Here is a 22,743-nt window from a genome sequence, read left to right as displayed (position 1 = left end):
GGCCATGCCATCGCATCATGGGCAGCGACTGCTCGACCGCCTCCGGCGCGACAGAAGGGGCGTATCGATCGTCGAATTCGCAGTGATCGCGAATGTCGTCCTCGTGCTGCTGCTGATTGGCTTCGAGGCGGCGTTCCAGATGGTCATCAGCACCGCTCTCGACCACGGCGCGCGCGAGGCCAGCCGCACGGCGGCACTCGGACCAGTCGGCGGCGTGACCAGCCGCGATGCGGTATTGGCGCGCGTGCTGACCCGCGCCGGTCTGCCACTCGGCGCCTGGGGCACTGCCAGCATCACCGCGGAGCGCTTCACGGATTATGCGGCGCTTGCGAGCTCGGGCGCGCTGCCGGCTGGGAATCTCTGCAACGGCGGCGGTACGCAGACAACCAGCACCGGCGTCAGCGGCGGCATCATTCGCTATTGCATCCATTATGACGCGCGCGGCTTCACCCCTTTGGCACGCATGTTCCTGGCGTCAGGGCTCTTTCAGCATCGGACTTTCTTCGTGGTGCAGAATGAGCCGTATTGAAGGTCGAGGGCTCGGCTGCCGCGGTACCGCCTCGGTGGAGTTGGCGCTGGTGGCGCTGATGCTGGTGCTGCTGTTGCTGGGCCTGGTGGACCTTGTGCTGCAGATGCGCGCCATCTATCGCGTCGAACGCATGGCCGGGGAGATCGCGAACGCCATCGCGCAGCTCGATCCGGTGACGAGGAGCGGGATCAACGCCATCCTCGCCGCCGCCCCTTCGATCGGTGGGCGCAATATCGCGATCACGAACACTGTCGGCAATGACGGGGCGATCTACGTCGCCGCCTTCGGTAACGAGAACGGCAGCAACAAGCGCCTCTGGGGGCTGAACAACTATACCAGCGGCAGTCCACCGACGGCTGTCGCGACCCGCCTTGGCAGCAGCACATCACCGTTGCCGGGCGGCGTCATCGTGCCGAGTGGCGTGCAGCTTCTTGCCGTCGAAGTCGTGTCCCAGCGGGTGCGTTGGACCTTCCCGGCCACCCAGGCGCTCATCGGCGGCTCCGCACCGGCAATACTCTATGCCGTGGCCGTGGCACGTCCGCGCACCGCCACCCTTGCGGCAACGCTGCCATGACGCTCGGGAGGTTCCGAGGCGATCGGCGGGGCAATGTCGCCATTCTGACTGCCCTCATCGCAGTCGTGCTGTTCGGTTCCGCCGGCCTTGCCATCGACGCCACGCGTGCCTGGATGCTGCGGTCGCGCCTGGCCACGTCACTGGATGCCGCGGCGCTCACCGCGGCGCGCGGCTATTCGGCCGGCATGGCGACGGGCCCGACGAGCGATCTGGGCAAGCAGGCCTGCGCCGTGTTCTGGGCCAATTTCGGCGTCTCCAGCACCACGAACCCTTGCGGGACGACGAATGAAGGCCGTGGCTTCCTGCGTGCCATGTCCACGAACCCGGCAATCTCGGTCGGCGCCGAGAACGTGCTCACGGTCACCGCGACCGCACGGCTCGATACCACATTCATGCGGCTGCTTGGCATAGACCGGGTCGTGACGACCACCGCATCCGCCGCGATCCGTACCGTCACTTCGCTCGAGATCGCACTCGCGCTGGACGTGACGGCGTCGATGTATCCGGTTGGCAATAACGACAAAATCGGCGCCCTGCGCACAGCAGCGACGAACTTCGTCACCGCGATCTATGGCAGCCAGGAAACTCGCGAGAATACCTGGGTGTCGATCACGCCCTATACGACGCATGTCAACATCGGTACCGCATCTTACGCGCAGGCTATGGTCACTGCCGCGTCACGGGCGCAGTTCGATGGCCTCTACGATAGCCGTGGCACTGCGGTGTCCTGGCTGGGCTGCATCGAAGCCCGCTGGCGCCAGATTGGCGGTAGCACCTATGGCGACCTGACCGACGTTCCGCCGAATTCAACCGACCCCAACACTATGTTCCGCGCCTGGTTCTACCCAACCACGCTCAACAACGCCTCGACGCCGGAGTCTCTGTATTCGAGGACAGTGAACGGCACGACATACTACTATCCCGGTGACAATGACTGGCGCTCCTACATCCCCGGCAACTCCGCGGTGAACGGGCGTGCCATCAACGAGTGGGCACTCAATCAAAACACGACCCGGCCCGGCGCACCGCAGGGCGGTGCCACCCAGAATCCTCTCGACATCACCGGGCCGCATCTGGGTTGCCTTCTTGAGCCGCGCTATGTGGTGTTACCGCTGACGGCCGGACGCACGACCCTGATCAACCGCATCAACGGGCTCGAGGCGGAGCCCTGGCAATGGCACCGCTACAGGACAGGGACGCAATCCATCACCCATGGCGGCACGGTCATTCATCTGGGCCTGCAAATGGCCTGGCTGACGATCAGCCCGCGATGGACCGATCTCTGGGGATTGCCGCGCACGCCCAACAACCGGACCTTGCCGTTGACCGCGGACGTCGCCGGCCAGAAGGTCATCGTGCTAATGACCGACGGCAACAACGAATTCTACCCCAATGTCAGGACCTGGTACTCGGACAGCGACCGGCCTGACCGTGGTGCACCCGCCGGCTGCGAGGACAACACCACGGCGAGGACGCCGCGCCACCCGCTAGTATGCAACCCATTCTACCGCGACAGTAGAGACCAGAAAGTCTTCGTGTACCGGACAGCAAACGACACCGGCTACGGCCCCTATGGCCGGTTAAGCACCGGCGGCCTCGTCAACATTGGAACAGGCCAGACGGTTAACGTACTCAATTTCGGTACCGACGGTGACAACATCCAGGATGATGCTGTCCTTGCGCTGAACGACCGCCTAAGGCGGCTCTGCACCAACATCAAGAACGGCGGCGTCCGCATCTACACTGTCGGCTTCGCGATCGGCAGCAACAGCACCGCGAATGATCTGCTGCGCGATTGCGCGAATACGCCGCAGGATTACTTCCTCGCCTCAGACGCCGCCACCCTCAACGCCGCCTTCGTGGAGATCGCGAACCGCGTCGGCCGCGTGCGGCTGGTGCGATAGCCTGATCGGCAGGATCGGGTTGTTGACCCGCCTGAAACGAATCCCGAAGACTGGCCCCATGAAGGACACGCCCGGCGAGTCGCGCCTTCCCTTCGGGTGGGGCGCCCGCAGCCTGCTGCCAGCCATGGCGCTCGCGGCCCTGGCGCTGATGGGCTGCGCCGAGCAGCGCCCGCGCGGCACGCTGAGCGAGGCGGCGCGGCTTCGCCTGACCGAGGCGATGGACCGCAACAACCCTGCCGCACCCGATGCCGCCTCGCTCGCCGTGCTGCGCGATACTGCAGCGCGCAATCCTTCCGACATCCAGGCCCAGGAACGGCTGGCCCAGGGGGCGCTCGCCGCCGGCTTCCCGGCCGAGGCCGCGACCGCCCTGCGCCGCGCGCTCGCGGTCTCGGGCCCCGTGCAGTCCCGTCTCCTGGAACTCGGCCGCGCCGAGATCCGGGCAGGAAATGCCACCGGCGCCATCGAGGCCTATCGCCAGGCCCAAGCCGCAGGCCCGCCCAACCCGGCGATCTTCGGCGGCCTTGGCCTTGCCTATGACATGGCGGGTGATTCGGCCTCGGCGGAGGAAGCCCATCGCCGCGCCGTCGCCATGGCACCGCAGGACTGGACGCTCCGCGGCAATCTGGCGCTGTCGCTGCTCTTCGCCGGCCGCGCCCCGGAAGGAGTGCGGGCGCTGAGTGCCGCGGAAAGCGACAATGCCGCACCGCGGCGCGCACGCCACAACCTGGCCCTGCTGCTGACCGCCGATGGCCAGATGGCCCGCGCCGTCCGGGTGCTGCGGATGGACATGGGCCCGGCCGAAGCCGATGCCATGGCCCGCGATTTCCAGGCCTTCGCGCAATGGGTGGGCACGGTGCGGTCACCGCCGACCCGACTGCTGCCGAGCGTCGAGCCCGTCGTGCCGGCGTCGCCAGCCACCGATCCCGCGACGCCGGCAGCAACGCCTGCCAGCGGCAGCCCGGGCATGGATCCGGCCGCGAACCCGGGCGACGCGCGGCCACGGCGCGGCCGCCGCTCCTAAGCGCCGGCGCGGCCACGCGATGAACCGGGCCTGCGACACGCCCAGGGCTGAGCGCCCGCCCAGCAATCCGCCCTATGCCGCCATGACGTGCCGGCGGCATTCCATCAGCGGCTGGATGCGTCGGCCGAAGACATCCATGCCGGTGATGAAGTCATCGAAGGTCAGCATGATGCCTTTCACCCCCGGCATCGCCGCCGCCTCGTCCAGCATGCGCGCGACATTGGCGTAGGATCCGACGATCGTGCCCATGTTGAAATTGATCGGCGAAGCCGAGCGCAGGAAGGATGCCGCCATCGAGGTCTGGTCGATGGCCGGGTCCTCGGCCGCCTTGCCCAGCAGATGCGCCAGCGCCTGCTTGTCGGCACCCTGGTTGTAGAGGTCCCATTTCGCCATCGCCGCCGCATCGGTGTCATCGGCGATCACCATGTAGAGCATGTAGCTGCCGACATCGCGGCCGGTCTTCTCCGCATGCGCCAGCATGCGCGCCGGCACCGCGGCGGCGCGCGTCGGTTCGTTCACGCCTTCGCCCAGCGCGAAGTTGAAGTCGCAATACTGCGCGGCGAATTCCATGCCGCGATCGCTCTGCCCCGCGGAGACCAGCTTGATCGGCCGGCTGGGGCGCGGGCTGAGCTTGCAGGCATCCATCTGGAAATACTCGCCCTTGAAGTCGGAATGCCCGCTCTCCCAGAGCTCGCGCATGATGCGCACATATTCGGTGCTGTAGTCGTAGCGCTTCCCAAAATGCGCATCGCCCGGCCAGAGCCCCATCTGGCTGTATTCGATCTTGTGCCAGCCGGAGACGATGTTCACGCCGAAGCGGCCGCCGGAGATGCTGTCGATCGTGCTCGCCATCCGAGCCACGATGGCCGGCGGAATGGTCAGCACAGCGGTCGAGGCATAGAGACGGATGCGGCTGGTGACCGAAGCGAGCCCGGCCATCAGGGTGAAGCTCTCCAGCCCGTGATCCCAGAATTCGGTCTCGCCCCCGAAGCCGTGCAGCTTGATCATCGAAAGGGCAAAGTCGAAGCCATAGCCCTCCGCCTTCTGCACCACCTGCTTGTTCAGCTCGAAGCTCGGCATGTATTGCGGCGAGGTCGCCGAGATGATCCAGCCATTGTTGTTGATGGGAATGAAGACGCCGATATCCATCGGTTGACCCCTCCAGCACACGGTTGCCGCGAACCGGAAAGAAGCAATGCGCATGCCAGAGTCATTGTGAGGCCTCAGGCGCCGGCGCGCGCATCCGCGCGCTTGGCTTCCGCGCTGTCAGGGCGCGCTGGCGGCGGCTGTCGGTCGCGCGCGGGGCCGCGTTCGCGGCCCCGGAGCACCGCTTCGCTCGCTCCGCAGAAACCAGTGGCGGCCTGCGGCCGGTCAAAGCAACCAGCCGCTCTTTGAGTCAGGCCTTCTGGACATTCCAGAACAGGGGTAGGCCCTTCAAGACGCCGGTGATGCCGCGGCGATAGGCGGTCGCCTGGAAATACTGGCCAAGCGGCAAATACGGCACTTCCTGCAAGGCGGTTTCCTGGATCTGGCGGGCGATCGCCTGCTGCGCCGCGAGGTCCGGCGCCTCGAACCAGGCATTCCGCAGCTCCTCGAGCCGCGGGATGCTCGGCCAGCCGAACCAGGCCTGCTGGCCATGGCCGCGCAGCGACTGGTGGACGCCCGGGTTGAACATGTCGAGCCCGGACCAGAAGGTGAAGAACATGCTCCACCCGCCGCGGGCCGGCGGCTCCCGGCTGGCGCGGCGCTGCACGACCGTGCCCCAGTCGGTCGAGATCAGCTCCACATTCACCCCGGCGCGGGTCAGCATGTCGTTGCCGACCTGGGCCAGCGCATTCAGGCTCGGGAAGTCGGAGGCAGCGATCAGCACCACCCGTTCGCCGTTGTAGCCGCCGGCGGCGAGATCGCGCTTCACCTTGTCCATGTCGCGCGGGCTGGTCAGCACCTCCATCCCCGCGTCATTGGCCATCGGCGTGTCGGGCGGGAAGATGCCGATCTCCTCCCGCCAGAGGCTGCGGTCGGTGCCGATCACCGCGGTCATGTAGTCGGCCTGATTGACCGCACCGAGCAGCGCGCGCCGCACGCCCGGCTTGTCGAAGGGCGCATGCAAATGGTTGAAGCGCCCGATCGCCATCAGGCCGGTCGGGTCCGGGATCTCCAGCACGATGTTGCGATTGCGGCGGAGCACCGGCTGCAGGTCGCCGGTCGGCTGCTCCCACCAATCCACCTCACCATTCTGCAACGCGGCGGAAGCGGTGGCCGCATCCGGCGTCACCTGCCATTCGACACGATCGACATGGACCCGCTTCGGGCCGGCGGTCCAGGAGGGGTTGCCCTCGGGACGCGGTACATAACCTTCGAAGCGCTGATAGACCACGCGGGCGCCAGGCACCCGTTCATTGGCGACGAAGCGGAACGGACCGCTGCCGATAACCTCGGTGATTGGCCGCGCCGGATCGGTGTTCGCGATGCGCTCCGGCATGATGAAGCAGACCGGCGTGGAGGGTTTGCCCAGCGCCTCGAACAGCATCGGGAAGGGCCGCTTGAAGCGGAACAGGATGGTACTGTCATCCGGCGCCGACAGCTCGTCGAGCTGCGAGGTCATGACCTGGCCGAGCGCATCACGGGCCGCCCAGCGCTTGATGGAGGCAACCGCATCCCGCGCCCGCACCGGCTCATTGTCATGGAAGCGCAGGCCGCTCCGCAGCTTCAGGGTGACCCGCTTGCCGCCATCCTCGACGGTGTGCCCCTCCACCATCTGCGGCTGCGCCTTGTAGTCCTCGTCGAAGCCGTAGAGCGTGTCCCAGACCAGATAGCCGTGGTGGCGCGTGACATAGGCGGTGGTGACGATCGGATCGACCACCGCCAGGTCGGCCTGGGGGATGAACTTCAGCACCCGCGGGGCGCCCTGCGTCAGGCCAGGCCGTGGCAGGCCGGTGGCAAAGGCGGTGGCGGCCGCCCCGGCCAGAAGGTCGCGACGCTGCATTGGATATCGTCTCCCGTCACCAGCCGGCACCGGGCCCTGTTCCCGGCGTCCGCCCCCCAGCATCGCCATCGCCCCGGCGCCGCGCAAGGGCGATGGCCAGGCGCGTATCAAACGGCATCGAATCACGCTATGCACGGCCCGATGATTGCGACCCTGGTCCGCTTGGCCCCGGAATTCCTGCGCTTCGGCGTGGTCGGCCTGGCCGGCTTCGCGGTGGATACAGTGGTGCTCTATGCGGCGCTGGCGCTCGGCGCCGGGCCCTATCTCGGCCGGGTGCCGAGCTACCTGGCCGCCGCGACCACGACTTTCCTGCTGAACCGGGTCTGGACCTTCCGCCACCGGCGCGGTGCCGCGCCGGCGCATCGGCAGTGGCTGGCCTTCCTGGTGCTCAACCTGCTGGGCTTCGCGCTGAATTACGGTACCTATGCGGTGCTGGTCGCTTTCGTGCCGCTGGTGGCGGCGCATCCGGTCATCGGCGTCTTCGCCGGCGCACTCGCGGGCATGACCAGCAACTTCCTGCTCTCCCGCCGCCTGGTCTTCCGGCCCGACGCGGAACCGGCGTCTTGATGCTGCCATCGTCCTCGGGCTTCCCTGGCCGGTAGAGGAACGCCGATGCCCCACAAGGATGCCGCAGCCAGCCCCGCGCCCCCGCACGGCACAGCACCGCGCGTGGCGGTGCTGATCCCCTGCTACAACGAGGCGGTGGCGATCCCCCGCGTCGTCGCCGGCTTCCGCGCGGCGCTGCCGGACGCGACCATCTATGTCTATGACAACAACTCCAGGGACGGCACGCGGGATGCCGCCGCTGCCGCCGGCGCCGTGGTCCGCGGCGAAAGCCTGCAGGGCAAGGGCAATGTCGTCCGCCGGATGTTCGCCGACATCGAAGCCGATATCTACGTCCTGGTCGACGGCGACGACACCTATGACGCCGCCGCCGCCCCCGCGATGGTGCGGCTGCTGCGGGAGGAGCGGCTGGACATGGTGACCGGCATCCGCGTCACCGAGATCGAGGCCGCCTATCGCCCCGGGCATCGCCTCGGCAACCTGATGCTCACTGGCATGGTGCGGCTGATCTTCGGCGACCGCATCACCGACATGCTCTCCGGCTACCGCGCCTTCTCGCGCCGCTTCGTGAAGAGTTTCCCCGCCCTGGCGCATGGCTTCGAGACGGAGACGGAATTCACCGTCCATGCGCTGGAGCTGCGCCTGCCGGTCGGTGAGTTGAAGACCGCCTATCGTGACCGGCCGCCAGGCTCCGTCTCGAAGCTGAGCACCTTCCGCGACGGCTGGCGCATCCTGCGCACCATCGTCTTCCTCGTGCAGCGGGAACGACCCTTCGCCTTCTTCGGCATCACGGCGGTGCTGCTCGGTGCCCTCGGCATCATCCTGTTCCTGCCGGTGCTCGATGAATATCTGCGCACCGGCCTGGTGCCGCGCCTGCCGACCGCGGTGCTTTCCGCGGTGCTGGTGCTGGCGGGCTTCCTGTCGCTGGTCTGCGGCCTGGTGCTGGACACCGTGACGCGCGGGCGGCGCGAAGCCAAGCGCATCGCCTATCTGGCACTGCCCGGTCCGGATTGAGATCCGCGCCCTTGATCGGGGCGCCGCTTCACGTTGCGGTGGCGGCCGGGGCGGGCCGGTTCCGGCGGTGCCCTCCTTCGTCTAAGGCTGCGCCTCCCTGCAGCCGCCGCGACGCATGTCCTCCCTCTCCCCGTCCCATCGCAAGGCGGCCATCGCCTTCATCGTCGTGACCGCCGCGCTCGACATCCTGGCCATGGGGATCATCATCCCCGTGCTGCCGGCCCTGATCGAAGGCTTCGTCGGATCCAACGCGGATGCGGGCTGGTGGAACGGCATCTTCGTGGCGATCTGGGCGCTGATGCAGTTCGTCGCGTCGCCGGTGATCGGGTCGTTGTCGGACCGCTACGGGCGCCGGCCCGTCATCCTGCTCTCGACCGCGGGCCTTGCCGTCGACTGGGTGCTGATGGCGGTGGCGCCGAACCTCTGGTGGCTCGCGGTCGGACGCATCCTGGGCGGCCTGACCTCCGCCAGCTTCACCGTCGTCTATGCCTATATGGCCGACATCACCCCGCCGGAGCAGCGGGCGCGGGGCTACGGCCTGATCGGAGCGGCCTTCTCCGGTGGCTTCGTGCTGGGGCCCGTCATCGGCGGCCTGGTCGGGACGATCGATCCGCGCGCGCCTTTCTGGGCGGCGGCGGCGATGAGCGGCATCGCCTTCCTCTATGGCTGGCTGATCCTGCCGGAATCGCTCGCGCCAGAGCACCGGATGGCGTTCCGCTGGCACCGCGCCAATCCCTTCGGCGCTATGGCCCTGCTGCGCCGGCACCAGGAGCTCACGGGTCTTGCCGCTGTCAACTTCCTGCTCCACTTCGCCCACCACGTGTTCTCGGCCGTCTTCGTGCTCTATGCCGGCTACCGCTTCGGCTGGGGGCCGTGGCAGGTCGGCATCCTGCTGGCCCTGGTCGGCACCCTCGACATGATCGTCCAGGGCGTCGTGGTCGGGCCGGCTGTGAAGCGCTTCGGTGACCGGGGCGTGATGATCTTCGGCCTCTTCGCCGGCGCGCTCGGCATCGCCCTGATGGGTGCTGCCGTCGATGGGCTGATGTTCACGCTCGCGATGCTCCCCAACGCTCTCTGGGGCCTCGCCATGCCGACCCTGCAATCGCTCATGACACGCCGCGTCTCGTCGAGCGAGCAGGGCCAGCTCCAGGGCGCCAACATGAGCGTGGCGTCCGTCGCGGGCGTGGCGTCGCCGCTGTTCTTCGGCTGGATCTATTCCATCTCGGTCGGTGATGCCGCGATCTTCCCGCATCCCGGGGCGGCGCTGTTCATCGCCGCCGGCGTCCTGCTGGCCGCTGCCCTGGCCGGCTGGGTCACCGCGCGCCGGGCGGAGCGCGACGAGGATGCCTCCGGCTGAGAATCGCCCCGGGAGGGAAGTATCCTCCCGGGATCTCGCGATTCAGCCGCGCTCCACCACGCCGCACCAATCGGCGATGAAGCTCGCGATCGTCAGGGTGCAGCGGCGCAGATCCTCGATCGAGGTGCGTTCGTCGAAGCCGTGATTGCCCTCCCCCTTCGGGCCGTAGCAAAGCGCCGGGGTCGCGAAGTAGCGGCCATAGTAGCGGGTGTCGTTCACCGCCGTGCTGCGGCGCTCCCCCATCGGCGCGCCATGCACGGTCTGGTGGGCGGCACGCAGCACCGCCTCCGCCTCCGTCCCTTCCTCCAGCACGAAACCATCGGCCTGGAAGCCGTGCCAGACGATCTCGGGCGGGTTGTTGGCGAGGAAATTGTCGGCCCCTGCCGCCGCCTTCACCGTGCGCTCCACACCCGCCATCGCATCGGCGACCGAGGTCGAGGGCAACAGGCCGATGCGGCAATCGACCTCGCACCAGGATGGCGTGCTGCTGGCCCAATCGCCGCCGCGGATGATGCCGGGGTTGAACTTGATCGGATCCTTGATCGCCGCATAGAGCGGGTCGGACGCCGCGTCCCGGTTCACCGCCTTGGTGTGCTCGATCAGCGCGTTGATCAACACATAGGCGGACATGATGGCGTTGGAGCCGCTCTGCGCCACCGCGACATGCACCGGCACGCCGCGCACGCGCAGGCGGAACCAGATGGTGCCGGTATGGGCGCGGGTCAGGGTGTGCCCGGTCGGCTCCGGGATCAGGCAGGCCTCGGCGCGGTAGCCGCGCAGCAGGGTGGAAAGCGCGCCATTGCCGGTGCTCTCCTCCTCGGTGACGGTCTGCAGGTAGACGTCGGCGGCCGGCGCGAGGCCGGCACTGCGCAACGCGTCCATCGCGAAGACCATGGAGGAGACGCCGGCCTTCATGTCGTTGGCGCCGCGCCCATAGAGCCAGCCGTCACGGATCGTCGCGGCATAGGGCGGATAGGTCCACATGTCGGCCGGCCCTTCCGGCACCACGTCGATATGGCCCTGCAGGATCAGGCTGCGGCCGGTCGGGTTCGGCGCGCGATGGGTGGCGACGACCTGCACTGAACCGGCCGGGTCGACATCGACCATCGGCGCGCCCTTCTCATGCGCGGGAAGCGGCACATCGGCGAGGGTATAGCGGTCCACCGCATAGCCGCGGCCAGCGAATTCGCGCGCCATCCAGTCCTGCAGCGGCGCTTCCTGCCCGCGGAGCGAGGGGAAACGCACGAGGTCCTGGAGGAAGGCGACGTGTTTTTCGAAGTTCGCGTCGACCGCGGTGGAGAGACGGGCGAGCAGGGCGGCATCGGGCATCGGGCTAACCTTCCTGGACAGATGAAACGGGGATGTGCTGACGGGCCGGTCGCTTGACCGGTCCGAGGCCGCGAATGCGGCCCGCCGGTAGTCCGGCGAAGCCAAGCGGGCCGGATGGCCCGCGCCCGGCGTTTGAGGGCATCTGACTAGTCCGCAGGAGTGGCGAAAAGGGCGTTGGTGTACCAGGAGGGCGAGGCGTCGTAGCGCACGCGCGCGCGCAGACCCGCCCAATTGACCTTCAGGTAGAAGAGCGGGATCACCGCCCCGTCCTCGATCGCGGCGTGCATGGATTGCGCGACCAGCGCGTTGCGGCGCGGCGTGTCCATGGTGCGCAGCGCCTCGATCAGCGGCCCGTCCACCGCGGGGTTGGTATAGTGCTGGCGGTTGAAGGGGCCGAGGCCGGCCGCCGGGCTCCGCGTCGCCACCACCTGCTGCAGCGTCACCGCCGCGAGGTTCGAGGCATAGGTGGTCATGAACAGCGCGAAGTCGCGGTTGGTCGCACGGCTGAAGAAATTGGCGGTCGGCAACGTCTCCACCCGGGTCTCGACGCCGATGCGGGTGAAGCTCTGCGCGATCGCCTGCAGCACCGCGACGTCGCCCGGGAACCAGCCGGTCGGGCCATGGATCGTCAGGCGGAAGCCTTCGGGATAGCCGGCCTCGGCCAGCAACTGCCGCGCCCGGCCGGCATCCATGGCGATGGGTCGCATGTCGGTGGCGCGGCCGAGTGCGACGGGTGGCGCGAATTGCTCCGCGGGCGTCCCCTGCCCTTCCAGCACGCGATCGACGATCGCCTGGCGGTTCATCGACAGCGACAGCGCCTGCCGCACCCGCCGGTCGCGCAGCGGGTTGCGCTCCAGCGGGCGGCCCTGGCGGTCGGTGACGTAGGGCGCCTGGTCGCGCACCGCATCGGGGAAGAGATAGGCGGTGCCGTTGCTGTCGGCGGTGAAGATCGCCAGCCTGGGATCGGCGGCGAGGCGCGTGACATCCTGGGTCGGCACGCTGTCGATCAGGTCCACGTCGCCCGCCAGCAGCGCCGCGACGCGGGATGCGGGGTTCGGCACGAAGCGCATCCGCACCTGCTCCCAGGGCTGCGGCCCGCCCCAGAAATCGGGATTGCGCGCTGCCTCGAAGCGGTTGCCTTGCTCATAGGCCACGAAGCGATAGGCGCCGGTGCCGATCATCGCACGGCCGCTGTTGAAATCCGCGGTCGACGCGTTGTCGTGCAGGCGACGGGACAGGATCAGCACCGCCGTCAGCTCCGCATCCAGCAGCGGCGTCGGCTCCCGCGTCGTGATGCGGATGGTGCGGGGATCGACCACGGTGACACCGGTCACCGTGCGCACGGTGGACGCGAAGGACCCCGGGCTGTTCGGGACATTCGGCAAGCGCTCGAAGGAGAAGGCGATATCCTCCGGCGCCAGCGGTGTGCCGTCATGGAAGCGCACGCCCTCCCGCAGCCGGAATTCCCAGGTGGTGTCGTCGATCGCACGCCAGGATTCCGCGAGGCGCGGCACGATGCGCCCGCTGGTGTCGAAATCGACCAGCCCGTCGAAGACATGGCGCAGGATGGCGTTGTTGCTGTTGGCACGGTGGAAATGCGGATCCATCGCGGTCGGCGCCGATTGCGCGGCGATGGTCAGGGTCCGTTGCGCCTCTGCGATGCCCGGCAATGCAAAAAAGGCGCAGGCAAGCAGCAGACGACGCATCGGGATCCTCCTGGCAAGGACCGGAGCCTCCTTGCCTTCGCGGCGAAGGTCAACCCGCGCCGCGCGTCTCCCCCTCCGCGCAATCTGCCATCAGGCGATCGAGCTGGCGCCGGATATGCGCGGCCTCGGCGGAGCTGCGCGCCAGCGCGATTGCCTGACCGAAGGCGGCGCGCGCTTCGGCATGGTGGCCGAGCTGCAGCAGGAAGGCGCCACGCGCGCCGTGAAAATAGAAATAGGCGGAGAGGCGCTGCGCCAGCGGCTCGATCATCGTGAGCGCCGCCGCAGGACCGCGCAGCTTGGCGACCGCGACCGCGCGGTTCAGCGTCACGATCGGCGAAGGCTGCAGCCGCTCCAGCATCGCATAGAGCAGGTCGATCTGCGCCCAGTCGGTCTCGGCCGCGGTCGCCGCCCGCGCGTGCAGCGCCGCGATCGCGGCCTGAACCTGATAGGCGCCGGGCTGCGCATGGCGCATCGCCTTTTCGATCAGCGCCAGCCCCTCGGCGATCAGCGCAGGGTTCCAGAGGCGTCGATCCTGCTCCTCCAGCAGGATCGGCTCGCCGGCGGCGTCGAAGCGTGCGGCGCTGCGCGCCTGCTGCAGCAGCATCAGGGCCAGCAGCCCCATGATCTCGGGCTCGGCGGGGAAGAGACGCAGCAGCAGCCGCGCCAGGCGGATCGCCTCCTCGCTCAGCAGCGCGCGCGCCGCGACGGTCTCGGCGGTGACCGAATAACCCTCGTTGAAGACCAGGTAGAGCATCGCGGCGACGGCGCCGAGCCGCTCCGCCCGCTCCACCGCACCGGGCGGGCCGAAGGGAACCCCAGCCTCCGCGACGCGCGCCTTGGCGCGGGTGATGCGCTGCTCCATCGCCGCATCGCCAACCAGGAAAGCGCGTGCGATGCGCGGAACCGAGAGGCCGGAGACCACGCGGAGCGCGAGTGCGATCTGCTGGGTCGCAGGCAGCCGCGGATGGCAGCAGACGAAGAGCAGCCGCAGCACGTCGTCCCGGTAATGCGACCCGTCGAGGCGATCGGCCATGTCGGCCTCGGCGTCCTCCAGATCGGAGAGCGCCTCCTCCTCGTCCGGCAGCGGCACGTCACGGCGGCGCCTGCGGGTCGCGTCGATCCCGACATTGCGCCCGACGAAGATCAGCCAGGCCACGGCATCCCGTGGCGGCCCATTGCGCGGCCAATCGCGAAGCGCGCGCAGGCTCGCCTCCTGGAAGGCCTCCTCGGCAATGTCCAGATCCCGGAAATAACGCAGCAGGGCCGCGACCGCCTGGGGCCGCGCCGCGGCGAGCGTCGGGCCGAGCCAGGCGGCGTCGCTCATGACGGCACGCCCTTCGGAAAGAACAGCGCGACCGGCCGGATCTCATAGGACCCCATGCCGGGATTGGCTTCGGCGAGCTCCCGCGCGACATCGAGTGCTGCTTCGAGCGACGGGCATTCGATCATGTAAAAGCCGAGAAGCTGTTCCTTGGTCTCGGCGAAGGGGCCGTCAATGACCAGCGGCTCCTCGCCTCCCTTGCGGAGCGTGGTCGCCGCGGTCGTCGGCAGCAGCCGGGCCACCGGGCCGAGCCGGCCCTCGATGGCCAGGCGCTTCTGGACGACGTGGAGGCGGGCCATCACGGCCTCGTCCTCCTCCTTCGTCCAGGCGCCGACGACGTCCTCGTCGTTGTAGCAAAGGATGGCGTAGAGCATTGCGGGTCCCTCGTCCCTCTGTCCCAGGACGCGGGAGGATGCCCGTTGCCGACGGCGGCCGCGAAAAAAATTGGCGCGACGCTGCCGGTATGGCGATCAGGCCAATGCTCTCAGCGGCCTCGGCGCCAAGGCGTGATGATTTAGGGCCGGTTCGGCCAGATCCGAAGCGCGCATGGTGTGGGAGGGCGATCAGCCCTTGAAGGCCGCCGTGTACAGCTCCGGCTTGAAGCCGACGAGCAGCCGGCCGCCGATATCCAGCACCGGCCGCTTGATCATCGAGGGCTGGGCGAGCATGAGCGTGATCGCCTTCGCCTCCGTCAGCCCGTCCTGATCCTCGTCCGGCAGCTTGCGGAACGTCGTGCCGGCGCGGTTGAGCAGTACCTGCCAGCCGACCGCCTTCGCCCAGGTCGCGAGTTGGTCGCGCGCGATCCCCTGAGCCTTGTAGTCGTGGAAAGCATAGGTGACGCCGTGCCCCTCGAGCCAGGCACGCGCCTTCTTCATCGTGTCGCAGTTCTTGATCCCGTAGATCGTGACCGCCACCATCCCCATCACGCCGTCGCTCCCGGCGGCAGGTCCCGCCCGAGGAAATCCATCTTCCCGACATCGAGCCCGTTATGGCGCAGGATCAGATAGACCGCGGCGACGTGGAAATGGAAATTCGGCAGCGCGAAGTGGAACAGGTAGGACGGGCCGGTGAACTGCACCTCCTTCCCCGCGAGCTTCAGCGTGACGGTCCGCCCGGCGCCGGCATCCACCTGCTCCGCCGGGACGCTTTCGATGAAGGCGACGGTCTTGGCGATGCGCTCCCGGAGCTCGGCGAAGCTCGCCTCGGTATCGGCGTAGCGGGGGATCTCGATCCCGGCCAGCCGCGCGACGGCACCCTTGGCGGTGTCCGATGCGATCTGGACCTGCCGCGGCAGCGCGAACATGTCCGGCGCCAGCCGCGCCTGCAGCAGCGCCGCCGGATCGATCTTGCGGGCCTCCGCATAGGCTTCCGCCTTCTCCAGGATTTTCGAGAGATTGCCGAACATGCGGAGGAAGGCCGGGACGGAGGCCTGGTACAGGGAAAAGGTCATGGGAACCTCTGGGTGCTGGGCGACGCCAACGGTCGCGGTTGACCCGGTTATGGACCCGATCTGGGAGACTGTCGAAGCGGCTCAGGCCGGATATTTGGCAATGTGTTCCAGCAGCAAGGCGCTGACCCGCTCCGGCATCTGGTCGGGGGCGTAGTGGCCGACGCCCGGCAGTTCCACGAAGCTGTAGGGCGCCGCGACGAAGTCGCCCGTCCCTTCCGCGGCCATGCGGCCGACCGTGTCGTCCTTGTCGCCCCAGACGAAGAGCGTCGGCACCGTCACCGGCCCTGTCGGGCGATGCCCAGGGCCGCGTGCACGATACCAGGCGAGCGCCGCCTCCATCGCTTCCGTGTTGCCGATCACCGAGAGATGCTTCTCGACCGCCGCCGGCGGCACCCCGTTCAGGGCATGCCGCGTGCGCAGCCATTGCGCGTCGTCGGCCAGCAGCTTCGGCACCGCATCGGGCTCCAAGAATCCCTTGTGGTGGCGGGAGCGGTGCGGCTGCTCGGGGTCATCGCGCATGGCGCGCGTGAAGGCGGCGGGATGCGGGCGCGACATCATGCTGAGCGTGGCCAGGCGCTCCGGCGTGCGATCCGCGATCTCCCAGGAGAGGCTGCCGCCCCAGTCATGGCCGACCAGGTGGAAACGCCGCCCGCCATGGCCGAGCGCTTCGACCAGGTCCATCGCGTCCTGGATCATGTGTCCGATGCGGTACTGCTCCAGATCGGCGGGATCGGGCCGGGCGCCGGCGGAATAGCCGCGCTGGTTCGGCGCCGCGGCGAAATAGCCCGCCTGCCCCAACGCCTCCACCTGCGCATCCCAGAGGTGGCGGGAGACGCCGAAGCCGTGCAGCATCAGCACCAGCGGTGCGGCCGGATCGCCAGCCACCGAGACATCGAAGACGAAGCCCGGCCTGGTTTCGACCTTGCGCAAGGCGACCATTGATCGGCTCCGTTCCAGCGTTTCCCCGGTGCGGGCACGAGAGCACCGGCCGCTGCCGGGATCAAGCCACCGCCGAGCCCTTGGAACCATCATCCGGATTGCAGCTGATCCCCGTCACTTTGCAAGGGCCGGGCTGCGCGCCGGCGCCTCGCTGCGCCCGGCCGGCGGCGCGGGCGCCTCGTCCGGGGTCTCGCCGTCATCGCCGGGCGGCAGCACCGTCCGGCTTCCGAAGCGCGCATAGAGCGCAGGCAGCACCAGCAGGGTCAGCACCGTGGCGCTGATCAGCCCGCCGATCACCACCGTCGCCAGCGGCTTCTGCACCTCGGCGCCGGTGCCGGTCGCGATCGCCATGGGCACGAAGCCGAGCGAGGCGACGAGTGCCGTCATCACCACCGGCCGCAGCCGGGTCATCGCGCCTTCCAGGATCGCCTCCCGCTGCGCCATGCCCTCCGCCATCAACTGGCGGATGCGCGTCACCATCACCAGCCCATTCAGCACCGCGACGCCCGAAAGTGCGATGAAGCCGACCGCCGCGGTTACCGAGAAGGGCATGCCCCGCAGCCAGAGCGCGAGGATGCCGCCCGACAGCGCCAGCGGCACGCCGCTATAGACCAGCACCGCGTCGCGCAGCGAGCCGAGCGCGCCATAGAGCAGCGCAAGGATCGCCGCGAAGACCACCGGGACCACGATCATCAGCCGCTGCCGTGCCGCCGCCAGGTTCTCGAACTGGCCGCCCCATTCGATCCAGTATCCGGTCGGAAGCTGGACCTCCGCGGCGACGCGGGCCTGCACCTCCGCGACCAGGGAACCGATGTCGCGGCCACGGGCATTGGCCTGGACCACCACCCGCCGCTTGCCATTCTCGCGGCTCACCTGGTTCGGCCCCTCGGTAAAGGCGAAGCTGGCGACATCGCGCAACGGCACCGACCGCGTGCCGCCGCCGGGGGTGGCCGTGCCGCGCAGCGGCACCGGCAGGTTGCGCAACGCCTCCAGATCGCCGCGCACCGCATCCGGCAGCCGCACCACCATCTGGAAGCGGCGATCGCCTTCAAAGACCAGCCCGGCGGCGCGGCCACCGATTGCGATCGCCACCACCTCCTGCACATCGGCGATCGCTAGGCCGCGGCGAGCCGCCGCCTCCCGATCGATCCGGATATCGAGGAAGGGCAGCCCGCTCGCCTGCTCCACCCGGACATCGGCGGCACCCTCGATGCCGCGCAGGATCGCCGCGATGCGGTTGGCCGCGGCCAGCATCGGCTCGAACTCGTCCCCGAACACCTTGACCGCGAGATCGCTGCGCACGCCCGCGATCAGCTCGTTGAAACGCATCTGAATGGGCTGGGTGAACTCATAGGCATGGCCGGGAACGCGGTTCACGGCCTCGCCGATACGCCGCACCAGCGCCTCCGTCGTCATCGAGGGATCCGGCCAGGCCGCTCTCGGGCGCAGCATGATGAAGGTATCGGAGACATTGGGCGGCATCGGATCGGTCGCAACCTCTGCCGTGCCTGTCTTGGAGAAGACATAGGCGACCTCCGGGAAGCGCGAGACCACCCGCTCGACCTGCGTCTGCATGGCCTGCGACTGGCTGAGCGAGGTGCTCGGAATCCGCAACGCATGCATCGCCAGGTTGCGCTCATCGAGGGTTGGGATGAATTCCTGGCCGAGGCGGGTGAAGAGCGCGAGGGACAGGCCGAAGAGCAGCGCCGCACCCAGGATGAAAGGCATCGGCATCCGGGCCGAGCGCCGCAATGCCGGCGCATAGCTGCGCTTGATGCCGCGGACCAGCCAGTTCTCCTCCTCCTTCACCCGGCCGGTAATGGCGATGGCAATCGCTGCCGGCACGAAGGTGAGCGACATGACGAAGGCGCCGGCGAGCGCGATCATGACCGTCAGCGCCATCGGCGCGAACATCTTCTCCTCGATGCCGGTGAAGGAGAGCATCGGCACATAGACCAGGATGATGATGGCCTGGCCGAAGACCGAGGGGCGGACCATCTCCACCGCGGAGTTCGTGACGGTCCGCAGGCGCTCGCGCTTCGTCAGCGTTCGTCCGAGGTGCTGCTGCTGCTCGGCCACGTGGCGGAGGCTGTTCTCCGCGATGATGACGGCGCCGTCTACGATCAGGCCGAAATCCAGCGCGCCGAGGCTCATCAGATTGGCGCTCAGCCCGGCCTCCAGCATGCCGGTCGTGGTCAGCAGCATGGTGATCGGGATGACCGCGGCGGTGATCAGGGCGGTGCGGATATTGCCGAGCATCAGGAAGAGCACAGCGATGACCAGCAGCGCGCCTTCGGCCAGGTTCTTGCCGACGGTCTGGATGGTCGCATCGACGAGCACCGTCCGGTCGAGCACGGTGCGCGCCATGATCCCGGGCGGCAGCGCGCGCTGGATGTCGCGCATCTTCGCATCCACCGCGGCCGCGACGGTCCGGCTGTTGCCACCGATCAGCATCAGTGCGGTGCCGACCACAACTTCCTCGCCATTGCGGCTGGCGCTGCCGACCCGCATCTCCTGGCCCTGCACCACGGTCGCGACATCGCGGATCCGGATCGGCACGCCCTCCCGTGTCGCGATCACGACGTCGCGGATCTGCTCGAACGAGGTGATCCGGGCCTCGGAGCGCACGACATAGCCTTCCCCGTTGCGGTCGAGGTACCCGGCGCCGATGCTGGCATTGTTGCGCTCCAGCGCCTCCGTCAGATCACGGAAGGTGAAGCCGAAGCCGAGCAGCCGCTGCGGGTCGGGGCGGATCTGATATTGCTTCACATAGCCGCCGATGCCGTCGACGCCGGCGACGCCGGGCACGTTGCGGATCTGCGGACGCACCACCCAGTCCTGCACCGTACGCAGGTAGGCGAGCCGCTGGGCCGTGTCGGTCAGGCGCGCGCCTTCCGGGGTCAGGTAGCTGCCGTCGGACTGCCAGCCGGCCTGGCCGTCCCGCGCTGCGGGGCGCGCGGGGTCGCCCTCTGGGGCATACTCCACGGTCCACATGAAGACCTCGCCGAGGCCGGTGCTGACCGGCCCCATGCGCGGCTCGGCGCCGGGCGGCAGGCTTTCCTCCGCATCCCGCAGCCGCTCCGCCACCTGCTGGCGGGCAAAGTAGATATCCGTCCCGTCGCGGAAGACGGCGGTGACCTGGGAGAAGCCGTTGCGCGACATCGACCGGGTGGATTCAAGGCCCGGAATGCCGGCGAGCGCAGTCTCCACCGGGAAGGTGACCTGCTTCTCGATCTGCTCCGGCGACAGCGCCGGCGCCACCGTGTTGACCTGCACCTGGACGTTGGTGATGTCGGGCACCGCGTCGATCGGCAGGCGCTGCAGGCCCCAGGCGCCGAAGGCGGCGGCTGCGAGGGTGAGGAAGACCACCAGCCAGCGGCGGCGGATGGATGCTTCGATGATGCGTTCGATCATGGCTGGGACCTAATGCGCGTGACCGTGCGCGGCCTCGGCCTTGCCGATCTCCGCCTTCAGCACGAAGGTGTTGCTGATCGCGATCCTCTCACCGGCGTCGAGCCCGAAGACGATCTCCGCGACCTGCTCGTCACGGCGGCCGACCACGACCTCGCGACGCTCGAAGCCCTGTTCGGTACGCACGAAGACCACGGTCTCCGCCCCCATGGTCTGCAGGGCCGCCTGCGGGACGAGGATCTCAACTTCCTGCTCCTCGGTCGCGATGGCGGCCGTGACGAAGCTGCCGGGACGCCAGACCCCGGACGGGTTCGGCAACTCGGCAACGACGCGCGCCGTGCGCGTCTCGGTGTCGAGGACCGGGCTCGCGAAGATGATCCTGCCCTCGCCGGCCGGTTCCGCGTCCTGCCGCCTGATGACGACCGCCTGCCCTTCGCGGATGTCTCCCACCTCGCCGCCGGGCACCGCCATCTCCACCCAGACAGTGGAGAGATCGGCCACGACGAAAGCGAGCGTGTCGGCCGCCACCGCAGCACCGAGGTCGAGACGCCGTTCGGTCACGCGTCCGGCGATCGGTGACCGGATCTCCTGCCGACGCAGGGACGCGATGGGCTGCTGCGGCAGCGCCTCGATCTCTTCGGCAGATAGGCCCAATGCGGCGAGCTTCGCCCGTGCGAGATCGAGGCGGATACGGGCTTCCTCGGCTTCGGTCTGCGCCTTCAGGAGATCCTGTTCAGCGGAAACCCGCCTTTCGAACAGCCTGCGTTCGCGCTCGGCCGTGTTGCGCGCGAGCGCCTCGGTCCGCAGCATCGCGAGGTAGTCGGCCTTGGCCTCGGCGATCTCCCGGCTTTCGACGACCGCGAGGACATCGCCCGCCGCCAGGCTGTCCCCGAGGCGCCGCCGGAGCTCGACGACCGTGCCGGTGACCCGGGCAGCCACGCGGGCCAGCCGGTCCGCGTTCGGGGCAATGGTCCCGGGGACGGCAACCCGCCGCGCGATGGATCCGCCACCGACCGGGCCGACCCCGATGCCCGCGGCGCTGATCTGCTCCTCCGTCAGGCTGATCGCGCCTTCTGTCTCGCCTTCCGCATGCGCCTCGCCGGGCCCATGATTGTGGCCATGGCCGGCAGCTTCTCGAGCAGGGGCGCGACCAGGCGGCTCTGCCGCCACCGACCCGCGGAGAAAGGCGGCGACCGATCGCGTCGTCTCGAACAACGGGGTCACCGCGCCGCCAAGCACGAAGCCGGCCGCTGCGACCGTGGTCGCCAGAAGAAGGGCCTTGGCGCTCATCGCCGGTCTCCCGCGCTCTGGGTTGGCAGGTTCGGGACGCCGGCGAGGCGATCGGCCTCGGCCCGGCGCATATGGAATTCCCGCAGCGCCTCATTAAGCTGCCCGCGCGCCTCGAAGAGGGTCCGCTGCGCGTCGAGAACCTCGAGGAAGGCGAAGCGGCCCTCCTGGTAGCCGGCGCGTGCGAAGCCAAAGGCCTGCTCTGCCGCCGGGAGCACGCTGCGCCGCAGGCCGTTCGCCTCGCGCCAGGCGATCGCGAGCTGTGCCCGCGCCTGGCCGAGCGAGGTGGCGATCGTCCGGCGGGCATTGTCCGCGGCGAATTCCGCCTGGCTGAGCTGCGCGCCGGCCCGGGCGATGCCGCCCTGGTTGCGGTCGAAGACCGGCAAGGGCACCGAGAGGCTCAGCAGCATCGCCGTGTCATGGGTCTCGCGGTAGCGCCGGACGCCGAGCCCCAGCGTGACATCCGGGACCGCGCGGCGCCGCTCCAGCTCCAGCGCCGCCTGGGCGCGTTGGAGAGCATCGTTCCAGCGCGCGAAATCCGGATTGGCCCCAGCCTCCTCCGGCTGCGGTGCGCCCGCGCCGTCCGGGGCCGAGCCGATCTGGTCGAACCAGCGATCCGACCGGCTGAGCTCCACGGCGTCCGCAGCGAGCAGTGTCGCCAGCACGCGCAGCGCCAACTCGGCCATGCGTTCCGCCCGCTGGCGACCCAACTCAGCCGTCGAAAGCACGACCTCCGCGCGCCGCTCCTGCAAGACAGCGTCGCGGCCTGCCTGGACCCGCTCCCGGGCGGTCCGGAGCGTCTCCTGCGCAAGGCGGGCACGCTCGGCTTCGATCGCGACCGCCCGCCGCGCCGCGATGGCATCGGCCAGGGCCTTGCGCACGTCACGAACCAGATCGAGGCGGGCGGCCAGCAGTTCGCGCTCCGCCAAAGCAACTTCGCTCTGGGCGACGCCGACGCGGGCAGCGCGCTGCCCGCCGACCTCAAGCCTCTGCCGGAGCTCCGCCGTTGTCTCCAGGCTTCGGGCCCCGCGGTACTGCCCGGTTCCCGCAGCGTTCTCGGCCGTCACGCTGAGTTCGGGGTTCGGCAATAGACCGGCCTGGCGCAGCTCGCCGCGTGCCGCTCGGGTTGCCGCTTCCGCAGAACCGACCAATGGCGAGCGGCGGAGGGCGAGGTCCACGGCCTCGTCCGGCGAACTGACCCTGACCATGCCGCCACGCGCAGGGGCCGGCGAGGCTGCGGCGCCGCGCTGCCTGGGCCGGTCATCAGCCTGGGCGACGCCACTGGGCATCGCCGCTGCCATGGTGGCGGCAGCGACCACAACTATGAGAAATCGCATGATATCCTGCTCTG

Annotated in this window: 19 protein-coding genes; 7 read left to right on the top strand and 12 right to left on the bottom strand. The window is 68.9% G+C overall.

Annotated features, from left to right (window positions below):
* Positions 1-4 precede the first annotated feature (4 nt).
* Genes GXW71_RS07675 through GXW71_RS07660 form a run of 4 tightly spaced genes read left to right on the top strand, consistent with a single transcriptional unit; the run spans position 5 to position 4,028 of the window.
* Positions 5-529 carry a TadE/TadG family type IV pilus assembly protein gene (locus GXW71_RS07675; RefSeq protein WP_211851833.1) on the top strand — a complete coding sequence of 175 codons (525 nt, stop codon included), beginning with the start codon at positions 5-7 and terminating at the stop codon, positions 527-529.
* Positions 516-1,103, top strand: a complete 588-nt coding sequence (locus GXW71_RS07670) for a TadE/TadG family type IV pilus assembly protein (protein WP_211851832.1) — start codon at positions 516-518, stop codon at positions 1,101-1,103. The genes GXW71_RS07675 and GXW71_RS07670 overlap by 14 nt, the downstream gene beginning before the upstream one ends.
* Positions 1,100-3,007, top strand: coding sequence for a TadE/TadG family type IV pilus assembly protein (locus GXW71_RS07665; protein WP_211851831.1), 1,908 nt, complete (start codon positions 1,100-1,102; stop codon positions 3,005-3,007). The genes GXW71_RS07670 and GXW71_RS07665 overlap by 4 nt, the downstream gene beginning before the upstream one ends.
* 58 nt (positions 3,008-3,065) lie before the next feature.
* Complete coding sequence (locus tag GXW71_RS07660) at positions 3,066-4,028, top strand: tetratricopeptide repeat protein (RefSeq protein ID WP_211851830.1); 963 nt, start codon at positions 3,066-3,068, stop codon at positions 4,026-4,028.
* Between the two features lie 72 nt (positions 4,029-4,100).
* Here GXW71_RS07660 and rutA read toward each other — a convergent pair whose 3' ends face one another.
* Together rutA and GXW71_RS07650 are read right to left on the bottom strand one after the other, a co-directional pair.
* Complete coding sequence (gene rutA, locus GXW71_RS07655) at positions 4,101-5,177, bottom strand: pyrimidine utilization protein A (RefSeq protein ID WP_211851829.1); 1,077 nt, start codon at positions 5,175-5,177, stop codon at positions 4,101-4,103.
* Positions 5,178-5,424: 247 nt separating this feature from the next.
* Positions 5,425-7,014, bottom strand: a complete 1,590-nt coding sequence (locus GXW71_RS07650) for an ABC transporter substrate-binding protein (protein ID WP_211851828.1) — start codon at positions 7,012-7,014, stop codon at positions 5,425-5,427.
* Positions 7,015-7,155: 141 nt separating this feature from the next.
* On the opposite strand from GXW71_RS07650, the gene GXW71_RS07645 reads away from it, so the two are divergent.
* The 3 genes from GXW71_RS07645 to GXW71_RS07635 all read left to right on the top strand — a co-directional run bounded on the left by GXW71_RS07645 (position 7,156) and on the right by GXW71_RS07635 (position 9,949).
* Positions 7,156-7,581 carry a GtrA family protein gene (locus GXW71_RS07645; protein WP_246526378.1) on the top strand — a complete coding sequence of 142 codons (426 nt, stop codon included), beginning with the start codon at positions 7,156-7,158 and terminating at the stop codon, positions 7,579-7,581.
* 45 nt (positions 7,582-7,626) lie between these two features.
* Entirely contained in the window at positions 7,627-8,592 is a 966-nt protein-coding gene (locus GXW71_RS07640; protein WP_211851826.1) for a glycosyltransferase, read from the top strand.
* Between the two features lie 115 nt (positions 8,593-8,707).
* Positions 8,708-9,949, top strand: coding sequence for a TCR/Tet family MFS transporter (locus GXW71_RS07635; RefSeq protein ID WP_211851825.1), 1,242 nt, complete (start codon positions 8,708-8,710; stop codon positions 9,947-9,949).
* Positions 9,950-9,991: 42 nt separating this feature from the next.
* On the opposite strand, the gene GXW71_RS07630 is transcribed toward GXW71_RS07635, so the two are convergent.
* The 10 genes from GXW71_RS07630 to GXW71_RS07585 form a co-directional block, all read right to left on the bottom strand.
* Positions 9,992-11,278, bottom strand: a complete 1,287-nt coding sequence (locus GXW71_RS07630) for an ArgE/DapE family deacylase (protein ID WP_211851824.1) — start codon at positions 11,276-11,278, stop codon at positions 9,992-9,994.
* A gap of 146 nt (positions 11,279-11,424) precedes the next feature.
* The gene (locus GXW71_RS07625) at positions 11,425-12,984 is read right to left on the bottom strand and encodes an ABC transporter substrate-binding protein (RefSeq protein ID WP_211851823.1); all 1,560 of its coding nucleotides are present in this window, start codon (positions 12,982-12,984) and stop codon (positions 11,425-11,427) included.
* Between the two features lie 49 nt (positions 12,985-13,033).
* The gene (locus GXW71_RS07620) at positions 13,034-14,308 is read right to left on the bottom strand and encodes an RNA polymerase sigma factor (RefSeq protein WP_211851822.1); all 1,275 of its coding nucleotides are present in this window, start codon (positions 14,306-14,308) and stop codon (positions 13,034-13,036) included.
* Positions 14,305-14,679 (bottom strand): YciI family protein, encoded by a 375-nt coding sequence (locus tag GXW71_RS07615; RefSeq protein ID WP_211851821.1) that lies wholly within the window; start codon positions 14,677-14,679, stop codon positions 14,305-14,307. The genes GXW71_RS07620 and GXW71_RS07615 overlap by 4 nt, the downstream gene beginning before the upstream one ends.
* Positions 14,680-14,868: 189 nt before the next feature.
* Entirely contained in the window at positions 14,869-15,222 is a 354-nt protein-coding gene (locus GXW71_RS07610) for an ArsC family reductase (RefSeq protein ID WP_211851944.1), read from the bottom strand.
* Positions 15,223-15,227: 5 nt separating this feature from the next.
* Complete coding sequence (locus GXW71_RS07605; RefSeq protein WP_211851820.1) at positions 15,228-15,755, bottom strand: DUF1993 domain-containing protein; 528 nt, start codon at positions 15,753-15,755, stop codon at positions 15,228-15,230.
* Between the two features lie 81 nt (positions 15,756-15,836).
* On the bottom strand, positions 15,837-16,694 hold the full coding sequence (locus GXW71_RS07600) for an alpha/beta fold hydrolase (protein ID WP_211851819.1): 858 nt from the start codon (positions 16,692-16,694) through the stop codon (positions 15,837-15,839).
* A 114-nt stretch (positions 16,695-16,808) separates the two neighbouring features.
* Positions 16,809-20,108: an efflux RND transporter permease subunit gene (locus GXW71_RS07595; protein ID WP_211851818.1), complete on the bottom strand. Its 3,300-nt coding sequence runs from the start codon at positions 20,106-20,108 to the stop codon at positions 16,809-16,811.
* A 9-nt stretch (positions 20,109-20,117) separates the two neighbouring features.
* A complete protein-coding gene (locus GXW71_RS07590; RefSeq protein ID WP_211851817.1) occupies positions 20,118-21,395 on the bottom strand; it encodes an efflux RND transporter periplasmic adaptor subunit in 1,278 nt (425 codons plus the stop codon).
* A complete protein-coding gene (locus GXW71_RS07585) occupies positions 21,392-22,729 on the bottom strand; it encodes a TolC family protein (RefSeq protein ID WP_211851816.1) in 1,338 nt (445 codons plus the stop codon). Before GXW71_RS07585 ends, GXW71_RS07590 begins: the two co-directional genes overlap by 4 nt.
* Positions 22,730-22,743: the final 14 nt, after the last annotated feature.

Origin of the sequence: Plastoroseomonas hellenica (assembly GCF_018129085.1) — a bacterium.
GTDB lineage: Bacteria > Pseudomonadota > Alphaproteobacteria > Acetobacterales > Acetobacteraceae > Plastoroseomonas > Plastoroseomonas hellenica.
Note: the sequence above shows the minus strand (reverse complement) of the source record. Positions and strands in the feature narration are given on the sequence as shown.